The following is a 17,036-nucleotide window of genomic DNA, read 5'->3' as shown; positions in this document are numbered from 1 at the left end:
AAACTTGTACTTTATGAATCGTTCCCTCAAAATAGATTTTATTACGACCGCAACCTGGCTTGCAGGCACTCTTCTGGCTTTGGTTATTGACTACGAATTATGCCGACTAGGCATTCAAACATTTTTCATGTTGAATCGCTAATTATGCTGCGGATTGATAAATCCGTTCGACGATTTCCTGTAAAATAGCCCCTTGTTCAGCGGTGCAGACGGTCGATGATTTTCCGGTACAGGCATCCAGAAATGCTTCGGTATTCTTTAGCTGAATATCAACTTCTTCCAGGTGTGGAAACTGAACATCGGCTAGTTCTCCGGCTAGTTCTGTATGCAGTGAAAATGGAAATAGATTCACTCCGCCTTTGCTGCCAAATATCTCCAGGTTTCGATCGCGCTCGGCCTGCATGTTCAGCGCAAAAGAGGCCGAAAGCATAATCGAAGCTTTGTTCGGAAAGGATAGATAGGCCATTGCGGCATCGTCTACGTCAAATGTGGATGGATTCCAGCTGCCTAATAGCCCTTTGCCTCCCATCCTGCCAATAAAATCATAGGTATTTCCCAGTACCTGATCGGGTGTCGGATAGCCAAGTGTATACAACGCTAAATCGAGTACATGGACACCGAGGTCGATTAGCGCACCTCCGCCCTGCATCGCTTTATTGGTGAAATAGCCCCATCCCGGAATGCCCCGCCGACGCAGGAAATTCGCTTTGATATGGTAAATATCGCCAAGTAGCCCATCAGCTTTGCAACGCATCAGCAGACTACTTTCACGCGTTTGTCGCAACTGAAAATTATAAGCCAGCGTTAGTCCTTGTTGGGCGGCCTTCTGTGCCATTTCGCGAGCGTGTTGTGCATTCAGCGCGGGCGGTTTCTCGCAAAATACGTGACAACCATGCGCCAGCGCTTCCATCGTTTGCGGGTAATGCAGGTTATTGGGCGTGCAAATCACCACTATATCAGGGGTACATTCTCGATAGAGCTCGGTAGTGTCGGCAAAGGCGTGAGGAATTCCGTGTTTATCCGCCAGGGCGCGGGCTTTGCTGAGATCCCGACTGCAAACAGCAACCAGATCAACTTGTTCGGGAAGGTGTTTTAGAGCAGGAATGTGGTTTTTATCGGCGATGTTTCCCCCGCCGATAATTGCGGCTTTGAATCTGGACATGTTGTAAAGAAAGCGAAAAGATGCGAAAGCACAGGTTGTTTCTTTACATAGATCACCGACGGAAACAAAACGGAAACAAAAAAAACTCGTGACCAAATCAATTGGTCACGGGTTGATTCATCCATCGAAGCGGTGATTATTTCATTTTTTTGTCAATAGCATTGATCGCGTCCATATGCTTTTGCAGAACAGGCAACGTTTTAGTCGCAAATTCCTTAACCGCTGGATTGGTTTCATTATCCTCCGATGCTTTTTTGAATAGATCAATGTCGTCTTTGTGGTCATCGACCATCATGCTGACATATTTCTTGTCGAACTCTGCGCCTGATAATTTGGCCATTTCATTAACATGCTTCTGTTCATCTTCGCCCAGTGTGGAAGGCAGCGTGATATTTTGCGTGGCGGCTATACTTTTCAGTTCATCATTCGCTTTAGAGTGATCTTTGACCATCATCGCTCCGAAATCCTTCACATCCTTGCTAGCGGCTTTTTCCTGCGCCATTCGACCTAATTCTACTTCCAGCATTCCACCATTCGCGGCTTTTACAGCGAATTCGCTGGTGTCATCATTCTGCCCTGTACCGGCATCTTCTTTAGCTTCATTGACGCTATCGGCGTTTTCAACACTGTCGGCACTTTCTGTCTTTTTGCTGCTGCAGGCCTGAAAGCTAAGGGTGCTGACGGCTAGTAATAGGATTAAACTTACCTTTTTCATAACGTGATTAATGAATTAGTTTACTTCCTACAACGATTAACGCCCAATTTGGTTTGGTAAAATGAGCGAAGATGAATTTTTGGACAAAATTCTATGTTTATCAGACAAAATTCCTACGTTTGTACTATGATACTGTCAGATCGAACAGCGCTGGTCTTTTCAGCTCTAAAAGGGGTGCCAGCCACGCGTTTTTTTGAAATAGCCGATTTAACCGGCTATAAGCGGGAGCAGCTCGCTGAGGTATTTGATACTTCACTGAAAACCTTTCAGCGGTATGAGCGTGAGCAGAAGAAGCTGAATCCGCAGGATAGTGAGAAAGTGCTGAAAATCATGGCCTTGTTTCAAACAGGAGAGGCTGTCTTTGGGTCGGCAGACGCGTTCAGGCGATGGATGGATAAACCGGCTTATGGTTTGGGTGATCAAATTCCGTTTGATCTTCTGCATACGTCGGGGGGGATCGACCTGGTGATGGATGAGGTCATTCGCGTTGAATACGGTGATTTAGCTTAACGTAGTGTAGATTAGTAAATGCTGGTGTATCGTATTACCAGGTCGATATATGCCGACCGATTAGTGGCATCGGGTGGGGCGGCCCGATGGAATACTCGGGGCCAGTTCGTGATCTATACGGCAGCAACCCGTGCATTAGCCTGTCTAGAAAATGTGGTGCATCGGAGCGGAGAGGGACTTTTATCCGATTTTCGGGTGATGATTATTGAGATACCCGATACGCTAAATGTAGAACGAATTCTTCCCGAAAACCTGCCAGCCGATTGGTTTGAGTTCCGGCAGTACGATGTCTGTCAGCGAATAGGAGGGGAGTGGCTCCGAAGTGGCCGTACTGCCGTACTGAACGTTCCATCGGCAATTATCCCGAATGAATCGAATTATTTGCTGAATCCAGCCCACCCTGATTTCGCTCAGATTCAGTTGATTCACACCGAACCCTTTACCTTCGATCCCCGGATTAAAACCTAGTCAATAAAGCGTTTTTTTAGTCAAATTCAGCGTATATAAAACGTTATATTTTAGATGAAACAGAATTGTATTTCATTCAGAAGGTAGCCTGGCGGATATAAGTCGAAATTGGATTAATCGAATCGCAATTTTGTAGCTATTTCTGGCGATTTTAGTGTGTTTTTACGGGTTTATTTCTCTTTTCTCCCGAAAATTTTGTATATTTGTCTAAAGGGTTACCTGAGTAAAGTACAGGCGACCGAATAGTAATTTTCTGCGAAACTCCTTTAACAAATGGCGGACGAAAATCCCGACCTCGAATCTCCCAGTAACATCATTCCCATTAACATTGAGGACGAAATGCGTGGCGCCTACATCGATTATTCGATGTCGGTTATTATTTCCCGCGCCTTGCCCGATGTTCGTGACGGCCTGAAACCGGTACACCGCCGGGTGCTGTTCGGAATGGCTGAACTGGGAGTTAGCTACAATAAGCCCCACAAGAAATCTGCCCGTATTGTAGGGGAAGTACTGGGTAAATATCACCCACACGGCGACGCGTCTGTATACGATACCATGGTTCGGATGGCTCAGGAATGGTCGCTCCGGTATCCACTGGTGGATGGCCAGGGTAATTTCGGGTCTATCGACGGCGATTCACCCGCTGCGATGCGATATACCGAAGCCCGATTGAAGCGTATTGCCGAGGAAATACTGAACGACATCTACAAGGAAACGGTTGATTTTCAGCCAAACTTCGATGACTCGCTTGAAGAACCGACGGTAATGCCCGCCAAACTTCCGAACCTGCTGCTCAATGGATCATCCGGGATTGCGGTAGGGATGGCGACGAACATGGCACCTCACAATCTGACGGAAGTCGTCGATGGAATCATTGCTTATCTGGATAACAATGACATTACGATCGAAGAACTAATGCAGTTCGTGAAAGCGCCGGATTTCCCCACTGGAGCCACTATTTATGGTATGGAGGGCGTAAAAGCGGCTTTCAAAACCGGTCGTGGACGGGTGGTGATGCGGGCCAATGCGACTATTGAAGAAAATAAAGGCAAAACTCAGATCATCGTCACGGATGTGCCGTATATGGTGAACAAAGCGGTGATGCTGGAAAAAACGGCCGAACTCATCAACGAAAAGAGAATTGAAGGCATCACTGCCTTCCGGGATGAATCGGATCGGGATGGATTACGTGTCGTATATGACCTCCGCAAGGACGCCATTCCGAACGTGGTCCTGAATAACCTCTATAAGCACACCTCTCTGCAATCGTCATTCAGTATCAACAACGTAGCGCTCGTGAAAGGGCGGCCGATGTTGCTGAATCTGAAGGATATGATGAAGTACTACGTTGAGCACCGGTTCGAAGTAGTAACCCGTCGGACGCAGTACGAACTGCGTGAAGCTGAGAAACGGGCGCATATTCTGGAAGGTTTGCTAATTGCCCTGGATAACATCGATGCGGTGATCAACCTGATTCGTTCGTCGCGCGATCCGGAGATTGCCCGAACGGGTCTGATGAGTCAATTTTCACTGAGCGATCTACAGGCGAAAGCGATTCTGGAAATGCGTTTGCAACGCCTGACTGGGCTGGAGCGGGATAAACTTCAGGCTGAGTATGACGAACTGATGGCTGAGATTGCGGAGCTGAAAGCAATTCTGGCCAGTGAGGAGCGTAAGCGTGAGGTAATTAAAGAAGAGTTAATTGATATTCGTGCCCGCTACGGTGACCAGCGCCGGACGGAAATCAACGCCCTAGGCGATGGTAACATCAGTGACCTTTCGCTGATAGCCGATGAGGATATGGTCATCACCATCTCGCACGAAGGCTATATCAAACGTACCCCAACAACCGAGTATCGTTCGCAGGGACGCGGTGGAGTAGGAGCGAAGGCAGTTGCTTCGAAAGAAGAAGATTTTACCGAGCATCTGTTCACGGCGACGATGCACAACACGCTGCTGGCGTTTACTCAGAAAGGACGGTTGTATTGGTTGCCGGTGTATGAGCTACCCGAAGGATCGCGTGTCTCGAAAGGACGACCTCTGGCAAATTTCATCAATATCGAATCCGACGATAAAGTCCGGGCGGTGATTAATGTGACCGATCTGAAGAACGAGGATTACATCAACAATAATTACATTGTGATGTGTACCCGGCAGGGGACGATCAAGAAAACGATGCTCGAAGCCTTCTCGCGTCCCCGTCAGAATGGTATTATTGCCATTACCATTGATGAGGATGATCAACTGATCGGCGTATGTATGACTAATGGCGATAACGATATTGTGATTGCGTCGAGTGCTGGGAAAGCAGTTCGGTTCCATGAGACTCGGGTTCGTCCGATGGGTCGTACAGCGGCCGGTGTACGAGGTATTACCCTGGATGAAGAAGATACAACCGATCACGTAATTGGGATGGTATGTATCGATTCTAAGGAAGCTCAACTATTGGTAGTTTCGGAGAAAGGGTACGGTAAACGCTCAGAGATTGATGAGTATCGGATTACTAACCGGGGAGCCAAAGGCGTTGGTACGCTGAAGGTTACCGAAAAAGTAGGTCGATTAGTCGCGATTCTGGATGTCGAAGACAAGGATGACCTGATGATTATTAATAAATCAGGGATTGCAATTCGCACTCCAGTCAATGAAATCAGCGTTATTGGTCGAAATACACAGGGTGTACGCCTGATTAGCCTACGCGATGGAGATGCGATTTCTTCGGTAACTAAAATTAAACAGGAAGAAGGTGAGGAGGGAAGCCCCGCTGAACAGCCGGAAGCCGTTATTGCTGAATAATTGCCAAAGCCTTTATAAAGAGTGTGTTGAGCCGACCGACTGGTTACAAAATCAGTCGGTCGGCTCAAACAATTTGGAGCCTGTCATGCTTATACAGACAGATTCCGTAATTTCGTTCCTGAAATAAAAAACACAACCCCGATTTACACATGAAACAAGTTCTGGTAGTTCTCGTCGCGTGTTGCCTCTCAGCAGGTGTTTACGCACAGCAGGGCGGAGCCGTTGATGCAGCTATGGTAGACGCCCTTAAGAAAGAAAAAGAAAAAAGTGATAAGGATATTACCGATCCCAAAGCAGGCGCTAAGGCCAGCACCTGGATGGACCGGGCCAAAACCTATCAGAATATTGCCGCTGGGGGAAATATTAAACTAGATTCTGCCGCTGCTACGACTGCCTATGATGCATTCAAGAAAGTGATCGAATTGGATAAAGATAAAAAAGGAGGCCCTGGTAAATTAGCTAAAGAAGCCGAGGAAGCGCTGAAAAGCCCAAACCTATACAATGCGTTTATGCAGCAGGGGGTCGCTAAGTTCCAGGCTAAAAACTATCCAGATGCGATGAAATCGCTGTCGATGGCTGGCGAACTCAATCCGAAAGACACGTTAGCTCCTTTATACACAGCTATCGCAGCTCAGCAGGTAAAGGATAATGCAACGGCCAAAACTCAGCTGGAAAAATACATTGCTGGCGGTGGGAAAGATGCTGCGATCTACGGTTCGTTAGCGATGTTATATAGTGCCGATAATGAGGTTGATAAAGCCATCGCTGCTCTGGATAAAGGAATTGCTTTAGCGCCAACGAATAAGGATCTGGCGAATGAAAAGATCAACATCATGTTGCGGACAAATCGCTTGGATGAGGCCATTAGCAACATGAAACAGATGGTTGAGAAAGATCCAAATAACGTGACGAATCTGGTGAACCTGTCGATTGTTTATAATAACATCGCTCAAAAAGCCGATGAGCAAGTAAAAAAATTAGAAGGCAACACCAAGAAATCTGGTAACTCGGCAAAGCAATTGGCAGATGCTAAGAGCGTGATAGATGCGTACAATTCGGAAGTCGCTCGGTTAAATGCTGCGATTAAAAAGTCTCCTAAGCCAGAATTGAAGCGTCAATTAGCTGATTTGCAGAAGAAAATAGCGGATCAGAAAGCAGAAGTGGCTAAACTGGAAGCCGATGCTAAAGAAGCTGCTGCGGCTGCGTCAGCTAATGCTGGAAACGAAGCAAAGGTGACGGAATTGAAAAAGACCGTTACCGATAATAAGTTATTAGAGAAGCAATATCTGGAAAAAGCATTGGCTGTTGATGCAAACAACTACGATGCTAACTTCAATATGGCGGTTTGGTTGTTTAACGACGCCGTTAATATGAAGAACGTAGTCGACCGAATGGATATGGCTGAGTATAATAAAAGTGGTAAGGAAATGGATGGTAAAGTTTGTGGTAAGTTTAAAGCGGCACTTCCATACTTCCAGAAAGCCAAATCCATTAAGGACGAAACAGAAGTTACGGATAACCTGACGAATACGGAAAACATCCTGAAGCAGTACGAAGAGAAGAAGATCGTCTGCATCGAGAGTAAATAAGGGAAATAGGGTCGGTGGTGAGCTATCGACCCTATTTAATTACTGTTTTACTTAACATAATATAAATTATACAACAAAACTTTAGCTTCAACTGTCACCGTTTTGAATACATTATCCACGTGGAACAATAAACTGTTGCTTTACAGAGAGTTAAGCAAAAAGGGGATTAAAATGGCTTAAAATGCGGTTTTTATGAAAAATATGGATGGTTATCTATATCTATTTGTTCAACTATTTTTTATTCAAATTTTTTAAATAGCTCTAGGAAGTCAATCCGTTTGCTGCCATTTTACTATCCTGCAATATTGTAGAGAAGTCGTCATTGTCATTAGTACTATTTACGCGATAATAGTGATTAACATCTCCTGCCTTTTTTATATATACTCAGCTTCTTAAGGGTGATTATGCCAGAGGAGTTTTAGAGGCAATAGAAATGAATCCTTACCAAATAATCGAGTAAGAGTTCATTAAAGAATAATGTATGATTTTACTGAGCTATAAACTAATCCTATGCGGATGGCATGTATTCTTTAAATGAACCATCAGTATAGAAGATCAAAATCCGTTCTACTTTCTTTTCTGACAATGCGCTGGTCTGTGTATTTGTTTCAGCTGGAGCTGACATTATTACTGGTTCCTGGACCTGTTGAATCGGTGGAGTGCTGATTGGCGGAATCTCGTTACGCTGACTTCGGATCGTTGTGGTGGGTTGAGTGGCGTAAGGAAAAATAGAAGATTGACCATTGTTGATAGTACCGTTCGGTCGAACAGGCCCACGATTCGGATAACCACTCGGTTGATTCCCGCCAGTCGAACCGTAATTAGCCTCTTCTTCCATAATCCAATCGTAACCGAGTTCAGGAAAACGACGGATAATTTTTTGAATAATATCGAAGCTAGGGCGATTACGGCCGGATAAAATATGAGAAATACTTGAGCGTTGTACACCAATCTCGTCAGCGAAGTAAGATGGTGTTAGATTTTTATCAATCAATATCTGTTTAATCTTGTCATTAATACTCATGGCTTATTTTATTACGTAAACAGATGGTAAATGTATATCATTACAAATATATAGGTTAAATTATTGAACAGAGCTAATTTACTATATCAATTAACAAAAATACCTACGTGTCAATTGTAACACGTAGGTATTTTTGTTAATTGTACTTATTGAATCGTAAATTGTAAATGATATAACGCAGAACTAGGTTGGTTTTTGTGATTATACAATTATAAATCACAATTGGATCTATTTACATTTTACGGAATTTACTTTTGAGTTTATTTACACGGATACATTGTTTTCTCGCAGCGCATCATTTAACGACGTCTTCAAATCGGTCGAAGGTTTACGTTGTCCGATGATTATTGCGCAGGGTACGTGAAATTCACCAGCTGGAAATTGTTTAGCATAACTCCCTGGAATGACAACCGAATTAGCAGGAACGTAACCCTTATATTCGACAGGTTTAGTATTAGTAACGTCGATAATTTTCGATGATCCCGTAATGGTAACCCCCGCTCCTAAAACGGCTCGTTTGCCAATCCGAGCCCCCTCAACGACAATGCAGCGAGAACCAATGAAAGCGCCATCTTCAACGATGACTGGAGCTGCCTGAGGTGGTTCCAGTACACCGCCTATTCCGACTCCACCGCTGAGGTGAACGTCCTTCCCTATCTGAGCACAGCTTCCTACCGTTGCCCAGGTATCGACCATTGTACGCTCGTCGACGTATGCACCAATGTTGACATAGGATGGCATGAGAATTACGCCCGGTGCCTGGTACGATCCATAGCGAGCAACGGCTGGTGGCACGGCCCGTACTTTAGCTTCCGCAAAATTTGTTTTAAGAGGTATCTTATCATGAAAGGTAAAAATCCCCACTTCTTCGGTCTTCATCTGCTGACTGATGAAGTAAAGGAGAATCGCTTTTTTTACCCATTCATTAACGGCCCAATCATCGGACTCAGAAGCTGGTGGAGTGGCTACCCGGAGTTCCCCCCTATCTAATTGATTTATTACTTCGTGTATAATCTGGATCGATTCAGACTCGGCCAATAACTCACGATTAGCCCATATTTCCTCAATTTGTTTGGTCATATAATTAAAGTAAAGATTTATAGATATTAGTATAACTTCTTGAATAGTAATGACTTATATTTCGACACCAAATTTTATATTGTTATACATCGATATTATAGTATATGCTTGTTCTTTTTTTTCAAAGGTAATCATAAGACACGTACAGTTGAAATATAGCACTTAAAATTTTATTTCTTCGGCATTGATATTTATTTATTAAGATGAATTCGAAGCCTGAGCAACGACCCGATTATGGTAGAGATATGAGTCCATTTATGTAGAAATATCAGACTAGATCAGAACGGTCTGTAACGCTTTTCTCCTACTTCCGGCTATCCCATTTATAGAACTCAAAAAGATATAGCCAATACCATGGAGGTATCAAGAACACCTAAAATAATCTGGTGACACTTGTGGAATATCGGCTGTAAAAGTTCACCAGTTTCTGATAAGATGTAGCAAACAGTAGAGTAGCAATAGTTCGATAAATCTCGATATCTCTGGTGGGTTAGATAGAAACAGGTTTAAAAATAAGATTTAACAAAAACGTTATCTAGTAATTAGTAAGGCCAACTACTTATTTCCGGGATGTAAAAAGTTTGGCTATTTAGGACGTATTCCTCCACTGCCTTACTGGTCTTAGTAAGTCTCCCTTGTGTTTAGTACGTGGGAGTGATACCGTTAGAGGGCTTGGGTAAATCCCTACTTATATTATTAAGGAGAAAATATTTCAATCTAGTGAGGCTTTTGGAGTGGTTTTAGTAATTCTATATTGGTGCACTCCTACCCTATTAAAAAGCAATAAACAACTATTTAGCAATTATTATAAATAGTTAGCATTTTTAGTATATATAACTAATAAAATTAGCAAAATATTACTAAAATACCAATATTTTTTAGTAAAACCACCCTATTTTACTAATTTTCTATCGATTTTTTGACTATTTTACTAAAATACCTTTCTATTGCTAAAAAATTAGCGTTTAGTTCTCTCCTGCAGGTGTCTTATCGGTATCCATTTATTAATATGTATATTTGGACCCGAAAACAAACCAATTTTCTCTGTTCATGAAAAAAATACGCGTTGCTATTAATGGCTTCGGTCGTATTGGACGATTATCGTTCAGACGGCTTCTGGAAAAAGAAAACATCGAAATAGTCGCAATTAATGATCTTACGGATAATGCGACACTCGCTCACCTTCTTAAATATGATTCTGTTCACGGTAAATTCTCTGGCGAAGTTTCTTCTGACAGCGAGAGCCTGACAGTTAATGGACAGCGTATACATGCGTATGCAGAGCGCGATCCTAAAAATCTTCCCTGGAAACAATTAGAAGTTGATGTAGTGCTGGAATCAACTGGCCGTTTCGTTGATGAAGCTGGCGCAGGTATGCACTTACAGGCCGGTGCTAAAAAAGTGGTAATCTCTGCCCCCGCAAAAGGAAATATTCCAACGGTTGTATTAGGTGTTAATGCGGATACATTAACCGGAGAAGAAACGATTGTTTCAAACGCTTCCTGCACGACCAACTGTCTCGCGCCAATGGCAAAAGTATTGGATGATGTATTTGGTATTGAAAAAGGCTACATGACCACTATTCACGCCTATACAGCCGATCAGAATCTTCAGGATGCTCCTCACTCCGATCTACGTCGGGCTCGCGCGGCAGCATTGTCAATTGTCCCAACCTCTACCGGTGCGGCTAAAGCTGTTGGTCTTGTTTTACCCCAATTAAAAGGTAAACTAGATGGTAACGCGCTACGTGTGCCAACCCCAGACGGTTCGTTGACGGATCTAACCGTGATTCTAAAGAAAGCTGCTACAATTGACGAGATCAATGCTGCTATTAAAGAGGCTTCAGAAACTTCGCTAAAAGGAATTCTGGAATATAACACAGATGAAATCGTTTCGATCGACATCGTTGGCAATCCACATTCCTGCATTTTTGATTCAAAATTGACAGCCGTAAATGGTAATCTCGCCAAAGTTGTTGGCTGGTATGATAACGAATACGGTTACTCAAGCCGGGTCGCTGATTTGATGGAACAGCTATTTAAATAGTTAAACTAGTTACATTTGTGATTTATAATTGTTAATTACAAATGTTTATAGAGATAAAATAGCTTAGCGTTTCCTTGCGAGTTACATAATTAAAATGGGTTCGACTTGTTAAACAGTTGAACCCATTTTGCATTGTAAATAGTTAATTGTAAATCCTTTATTGTAAAATAGTTGTTCGTACTTCGTCTTTATACCTATGTGAATTTTATTTAACGGCGAAGCATATAGATCATTTGTAAATTGTAATTCAATACCGCCATTCGATTTAACTTGTTCAATACTGTACGCAAATAATTCTGGGTTATCTGTCTTCAAATGGAGTGTTCCACCGGGAATTAAAATTTGTTTGTACAATTCTAAAAATCGTGGATGCGTTAATCGATGCTTCTCTTGCTTCGGGCGTGGTTGCGGATCTGGAAACGTGATCCAGATTTCATTCACTTCTCCCCCACTGAAAAATTCATGTAGAAAATTGATATCCGTTCGTAAAAAAGCAACGTTGGCTAATCCAAGCTTTTGGGCCGCCTGAGAGCCTCGGGCAATTCGATCTCCCTTAATATCAACTCCAATAAAATTCGTGTTCGGAAATGCCTGGGCTAACCCCACCGTATATTCTCCTTTTCCACAGGCCAGTTCCAAAACGATTGGATTGTCATTGTTAAAATAATCCGTTCGCCATTTCCCACGAATCGTTTTATATAGGGGTTTACCAACTTCAATAACATTAAGACTCTCGGCGTTCTGTAGAAACCGGTGCGTTTTTCGTCGTGTCATGGAAAAATACGATGGGCAAGTCGGCCCAGTAGAGAAATTATGGGGGTAATCAGAAAGAGCCTGTCAGTGATAATTTTATATAGGATGTATCCAGGGGGAGGATAGACAAAACAGGCACTTACAATTTAGCTTCTGGATAAACTTTCTTATGCTGCGTAGCCAGAATCGTGTATTGTTCGGGAGTTAAAATGGTCTTATAGGCCAATACTTTCTCACTTTCTACACCAATAGCCAACGTACGTAGTTTCTGCTGACTCATACCGCTGGCTTTTAACTTTTTCACCCCATCGTTAAATTTAACCACAGCATTCGTGATAATTTCTTTCGCCTTTGGCAACTGTTGATCGGTCAATTTTAGCCGTTGTTTATCCGCTTTGATTACGGATTTAATGATCATCCCCAGCGTTGCTCCATTATTGAGCAACACAAATTTCTCTTTCTCGACCGAGGGCGTCTGAGCAATTGCAGCGATGGAAAGGTTAACCATCAGAATAACTGTAGATATACGTTTAATCATGATATAGCTCTGATAGAGAAAGTCGTTAATCGATGGATGTCAAATTGGTTAGTTCGGCAATTGTGTAATTACTCCCTGTAATCAGAATTAAATCGGTTGGTAATGCTTCGGCAAGAGCAGCTTCCAGCGCAAGATTCACATCGGGAAACGCATCACCGAATCGTCCTGCTTCAGCGGCTTCCGCCTGTAAAGCTTCGGACGACAAGGCTCGAGGAGTTTGTGCCTGACAAAAATAGTATACAGCAGAAGCAGGTAACACAGCCAGTACTTTCGCCCGGTCTTTGTCTGCAACCAACCCAATGATAATACGAAGGGTATCATAGGGAATCGTGTTGATTGTCTCAAATAGCGCTTCCAGTCCTGGTTGGTTATGGGCCGTATCAGCAATGACACAGGGAAATTCACTTAGTGTCTGAAAGCGACCTTTTAACCCGGTTAACCTTGTAACATCCCGCAAAGCTTGTTCTTCCGCTTGGGTTGAAACAGGCAGAATCGATTGCAATACCGTTACCGTTGCTAAAGCTGTTGCGAGATTAGGCAACTGATAGGTTCCGAGTAAATCCAGCTGGAATATATGCCCCTGCCCTCCAGCACGAAAGACCTCTACCTGACGAATCCCTTCGGAGAGGCCTTTATCCTGTATTTGATACGCCTGATCAGCAAAGAGAATCGGAGCCTGATTTTCTCCGGCGGTTTCAGTAAAAACAGAATGGGTTTCCGGATGAGTTTCGCCAATAACTACCGGCACCCCCGGTTTAATAATACCTGCTTTTTCCGACGCAATGAGTGGCAATGTATCGCCAAGGATATCGGTATGATCGTAACCAATATTGGTAATAACCGAAACAAGGGGGGTAATCACATTGGTAGAATCCAGCCGTCCGCCCAAACCAACTTCAATGATGGCTACATCGACCAACTCTCGGGCAAAATAAGCAAAGGCCATGGCCACCGTTACTTCAAAAAACGAGGGTTCGATAGATTCAATGATTGCCTGATGTTGTTGTACGAAATCAGCTACTGCCTGTTCAGGAATGGGTTGACCGTTTAGCCGGATGCGTTCGGTAAACGATTGCAGATGGGGTGATGTATACAACCCAACCCGATAGCCCGCCGTTTGGTAAATGGCGGCCAGCATATGAGATGTGCTTCCCTTTCCGTTCGTTCCGCCAACGTGAATACTACGAAATTGCCGGTGTGGATTTCCCAGCGCTTCGCACAAAGCCAGGGTATTGCCTAAACCAGGTTTGATGGCCTTGGGGCCAATCCGATGAAAAACTGGGAGCCGACTATAGAGATAGTCAATCGCTTCCGTGTACTGCATTATTGACGACTAATCTTTTGCCTTAATAATAAAGGTAATGGTTCCGGTCGATGTTGGAGGAGTTGATCCGCCTTTGGGTTTCAGCCGGAGTTTTTGAACTGCTCTGCGGTATTGTTCGGACACAGATGGACTAACCGTTGACTGCTGCTGTTGCACCCGGATCACTTCGCCATCGCCATCGACGGTAATTTTGAATACAATCTTCCCGGTTTCATCCGAATCATCGTTGACCGCTGGGCGGCTGGCCAATGCCCAACCCGATACATCAAAGGCAACACCCGACGAAGCTCCACCCGGTGTACCGTAAAATTCTTTCGCGTTGATTTTTCCATTCGGATTGCCTTTGTCGCCAACGCCACTGGCATCATCGCCATTATTATTTCCGCCCGAACCAGCCGCTTTCCCAACCGTTCCATTCGAACCACCACCACCCGACGATTTTTTAAAGAGGGCGTCGTTGTTGATCGTCTCCACTTTTTTAGCCGGTGCTGGCGGAACAGGCCGCTCAACGGGTGCCGTATTTTTGGGTGCCTCGACTCGCTTAGGCTCTGGTCGTTCAGGTGTCGTAACAGGGCTTTCGGCCTTACTGACAATCAAGGGCTTTTCGGTAGCGACTTTAGCCGGTTTAGCTTCCTCCACTTTAGGGCTTGGCGTAGCTTTCACCTTTTCCACCCGTGGAGTTGTGTTGATTTTAGGGTTGGGACGTTTTTCGGCCGCTTTCACATCTTCTGCTCTTGGCGAGTCCGAGGCTTTGTTGTACGTTTGAATGCGTCCGCTCCCCCGGGCATCGGTACCGAAATTCACCTCGACGAATTGAATCGGGGGCGGATTCGGAATCGTTTGGGAAAGCTTAACAAGCAGTAGCAGGATAATCAGGACGACGTTTATAATAACAGCACCCGCTAGGGATTTAACCCGTATTTCGTCTTCGTTATCGTAAGCAATGCGGTTCATATCGAAATGGTCAGGATTGTCAAGCGTGTCAATTGTCCAGATTGGACAGGTATACTATAGTGGTTGTCTTTGCTCAATAACGTTAAAATGCGCAGTATCGTTTACTCCTTATAAACACACCGAAACGGTTGATCGTCTTTAGCGAAGACAAAGTAACAGAAAATAACAAACCCTCTACCTGAAAGGACAAAGGTTTAGACCTTAAGTTTGCAGCAAATCAATACTACCAATTCGTAACCGCGACGGCACGGGCCACCCCGTGTCAACCGTATAACACGTGTAAATCGTAACTATTGTCTATGCCTGTTCTCCAACCCATCGTTAACATTGCTGAACTGCTTTATCAAAAAGGGATAACTGATGTGGTGGTTTCGCCCGGCTCTCGCTCGGCACCGCTTACGTTGGCCGTAGCCCGACACCCTCACCTGCGGGTGCGCGTACTGGCGGATGAACGGTCAGCAGGATTTGTAGCACTGGGTATCGCGCAGCAACGTCAACAACCGGTGGCTGTTATTTGTACATCTGGGAGCGCCGTGTATAATCTGGCTCCTGCCGTGACGGAAGCTTTTTTTCAGCAGGTTCCTCTCCTGCTGCTTACGGCGGATCGCCCTCATGAATGGCTTTACCAACAGGATGGACAGACCATTGATCAGGTGGCTATTTTTGGAAACCAGGTAAAACGCAGTTACGATCTTCCTGCCGACTATACCCATCCGGATGCTCGCTGGGCAATCGACCGATCAGTCAACGAAGCCATTTCGCTGACGAGACTCTCCCCCGCTGGCCCTGTACATATAAATGTTCCACTTAGAGAACCGTTTTACCCGTCCAACGACGAGACGATGGTTCCAGAACGGGTACGAGTAATCGAAACGCTAGCAGCCTCCCCTACACTTTCTCCCGACACCTGGCATCGTTTGTATGCTGAATGGGATCGTAGCGAGCGTATTCTCATCGCTGTCGGGCAATTTCCCCATCATCCAGCCTTACTGGCTGTACTGAATCGAATTACAGAGGAATGGGGTGTGCCGGTTATTGGCGAGATCAGCAGCAACCTGCCTACCAACGATCGATTTATTACGCATACCGATACGTTCTTATCGAATATAAGCACGGAACAGGCTAATGAACTTCGGCCTGATCTGTTAGTTACGCTGGGGAATTCGTTTCTGACCCGAAATCTGAAAACGTTTTTCCGTCAGCACCCAGCCCAACGGCACTGGCATATTCAGCCAACTGTTGACCGCATCACCGACTCATTTCAACGTTTGTCAACCCTGATTCCAGCCGAACCGATCGCCTTCCTGGAAAAACTGTTTGCCGATATTGATTACCAACGGTTTTTACAGGGGGACGATGCCGATGAGTCCACTAGTTATTTTGATCACTGGCAAAATCTTGATCGGCAAGCCGCTCGATTAGTTGATCTGGTTTTATCCAAACCAGATCAGGCGATCACGGATTGGTCAGCGATGCAGGTAGTTCTGGAAAGTCTGCCCAAGAACTCGCAACTCCATTTAGCCAACAGTATGCCCGTACGTTATGCGAACCTCTGCGGAGTATCGGAGGAACAAGCCATACAGGTATGGTCGAACCGGGGTGTCAGTGGAATTGATGGGTGTTTGAGTACAGCCGTTGGAGCGGCTATGGCAACTGATCAATTAGTGACCGTTATTATGGGTGACGTCGCCTTTTTTTATGATCGCAATGCGCTGTGGTCAAATCCAGTTCCGCCGAATCTGCGAATCATCGTTCTTAATAATGACGGTGGACATATTTTCCGAATGATTGATGGCCCCAGTAGACAACCCGAACTGGAAACGTATTTTGAAACACCCCATGGTTATACTGCCCGGCGAACGGCCGAAGATGCTACTATTTCGTATCGGGTATGTACCACGCTGGAAAACCTACGCTCTCTCCTACCCGATTTTTTCCAGTCTGGCAATCAGGCAAAACTCCTGGAGATCTCAACGGATAAAAGAATGAATCAGGAACAATTCGCAAGTTATAAGGCCCTGTTAAAAAAATCAGGAAACTAAAACGATAGTTATAGTTAATAAGAAATAAAGAACGGGGC

15 protein-coding genes are annotated in these 17,036 nt (G+C 44.5%); 7 read left to right on the top strand and 8 right to left on the bottom strand.

Annotation, left to right across the window (positions count from 1 at the left end; genetic code table 11):
• Positions 1 to 13: 13 nt before the first annotated feature.
• Positions 14 to 142, top strand: coding sequence for a hypothetical protein (locus ACYVE4_RS23200; protein ID WP_461042639.1), 129 nt, complete (start codon positions 14 to 16; stop codon positions 140 to 142).
• Here the strand turns inward: ACYVE4_RS23200 and ACYVE4_RS23195 are convergent, their stop codons facing one another.
• Complete coding sequence (locus ACYVE4_RS23195) at positions 143 to 1,162, bottom strand: Gfo/Idh/MocA family protein (RefSeq protein WP_461042638.1); 1,020 nt, start codon at positions 1,160 to 1,162, stop codon at positions 143 to 145.
• Positions 1,163 to 1,298: 136 nt separating this feature from the next.
• Positions 1,299 to 1,877 (bottom strand): DUF4142 domain-containing protein, encoded by a 579-nt coding sequence (locus ACYVE4_RS23190; RefSeq protein ID WP_461042637.1) that lies wholly within the window; start codon positions 1,875 to 1,877, stop codon positions 1,299 to 1,301.
• 126 nt (positions 1,878 to 2,003) lie between these two features.
• On the opposite strand from ACYVE4_RS23190, the gene parS reads away from it, so the two are divergent.
• The 4 genes from parS to ACYVE4_RS23170 all read left to right on the top strand — a co-directional run bounded on the left by parS (position 2,004) and on the right by ACYVE4_RS23170 (position 7,237).
• Positions 2,004 to 2,387 carry a type II RES/Xre toxin-antitoxin system antitoxin gene (parS, locus tag ACYVE4_RS23185; protein ID WP_461042636.1) on the top strand — a complete coding sequence of 128 codons (384 nt, stop codon included), beginning with the start codon at positions 2,004 to 2,006 and terminating at the stop codon, positions 2,385 to 2,387.
• Between the two features lie 18 nt (positions 2,388 to 2,405).
• The gene (locus ACYVE4_RS23180) at positions 2,406 to 2,855 is read left to right on the top strand and encodes an RES family NAD+ phosphorylase (protein ID WP_461042635.1); all 450 of its coding nucleotides are present in this window, start codon (positions 2,406 to 2,408) and stop codon (positions 2,853 to 2,855) included.
• Positions 2,856 to 3,128: 273 nt separating this feature from the next.
• Complete coding sequence (gene gyrA, locus ACYVE4_RS23175; protein WP_461042634.1) at positions 3,129 to 5,648, top strand: DNA gyrase subunit A; 2,520 nt, start codon at positions 3,129 to 3,131, stop codon at positions 5,646 to 5,648.
• Positions 5,649 to 5,797: 149 nt separating this feature from the next.
• Entirely contained in the window at positions 5,798 to 7,237 is a 1,440-nt protein-coding gene (locus tag ACYVE4_RS23170) for a tetratricopeptide repeat protein (RefSeq protein ID WP_461042633.1), read from the top strand.
• A gap of 508 nt (positions 7,238 to 7,745) precedes the next feature.
• Here the strand turns inward: ACYVE4_RS23170 and ACYVE4_RS23165 are convergent.
• Positions 7,746 to 8,261, bottom strand: a complete 516-nt coding sequence (locus ACYVE4_RS23165) for a helix-turn-helix transcriptional regulator (protein ID WP_461042632.1) — start codon at positions 8,259 to 8,261, stop codon at positions 7,746 to 7,748.
• 264 nt (positions 8,262 to 8,525) lie between these two features.
• On the bottom strand, positions 8,526 to 9,341 hold the full coding sequence (locus ACYVE4_RS23160; protein ID WP_461042631.1) for a 2,3,4,5-tetrahydropyridine-2,6-dicarboxylate N-succinyltransferase: 816 nt from the start codon (positions 9,339 to 9,341) through the stop codon (positions 8,526 to 8,528).
• 1,050 nt (positions 9,342 to 10,391) lie between these two features.
• On the opposite strand from ACYVE4_RS23160, the gene gap reads away from it, so the two are divergent.
• Positions 10,392 to 11,387 (top strand): type I glyceraldehyde-3-phosphate dehydrogenase, encoded by a 996-nt coding sequence (gap, locus tag ACYVE4_RS23155; protein WP_461042630.1) that lies wholly within the window; start codon positions 10,392 to 10,394, stop codon positions 11,385 to 11,387.
• 108 nt (positions 11,388 to 11,495) lie between these two features.
• On the opposite strand, the gene trmB is transcribed toward gap, so the two are convergent.
• From trmB to ACYVE4_RS23135, 4 genes are all read right to left on the bottom strand, one after another.
• Entirely contained in the window at positions 11,496 to 12,161 is a 666-nt protein-coding gene (trmB, locus tag ACYVE4_RS23150; RefSeq protein ID WP_461042629.1) for a tRNA (guanosine(46)-N7)-methyltransferase TrmB, read from the bottom strand.
• 118 nt (positions 12,162 to 12,279) lie between these two features.
• Complete coding sequence (locus ACYVE4_RS23145; RefSeq protein WP_461042628.1) at positions 12,280 to 12,678, bottom strand: hypothetical protein; 399 nt, start codon at positions 12,676 to 12,678, stop codon at positions 12,280 to 12,282.
• A 25-nt stretch (positions 12,679 to 12,703) separates the two neighbouring features.
• Positions 12,704 to 14,002 carry a bifunctional folylpolyglutamate synthase/dihydrofolate synthase gene (locus ACYVE4_RS23140; protein ID WP_461042627.1) on the bottom strand — a complete coding sequence of 433 codons (1,299 nt, stop codon included), beginning with the start codon at positions 14,000 to 14,002 and terminating at the stop codon, positions 12,704 to 12,706.
• A 9-nt stretch (positions 14,003 to 14,011) separates the two neighbouring features.
• On the bottom strand, positions 14,012 to 14,956 hold the full coding sequence (locus ACYVE4_RS23135) for a hypothetical protein (protein ID WP_461042626.1): 945 nt from the start codon (positions 14,954 to 14,956) through the stop codon (positions 14,012 to 14,014).
• 299 nt (positions 14,957 to 15,255) lie between these two features.
• Between ACYVE4_RS23135 and menD the strand changes: the two genes are divergently transcribed.
• On the top strand, positions 15,256 to 16,998 hold the full coding sequence (gene menD, locus ACYVE4_RS23130) for a 2-succinyl-5-enolpyruvyl-6-hydroxy-3-cyclohexene-1-carboxylic-acid synthase (protein ID WP_461042625.1): 1,743 nt from the start codon (positions 15,256 to 15,258) through the stop codon (positions 16,996 to 16,998).
• Positions 16,999 to 17,036 lie beyond the last annotated feature (38 nt).

This window comes from Spirosoma harenae (assembly GCF_054776975.1).
This window is presented reverse-complemented; position numbering and strand designations above follow the sequence as displayed.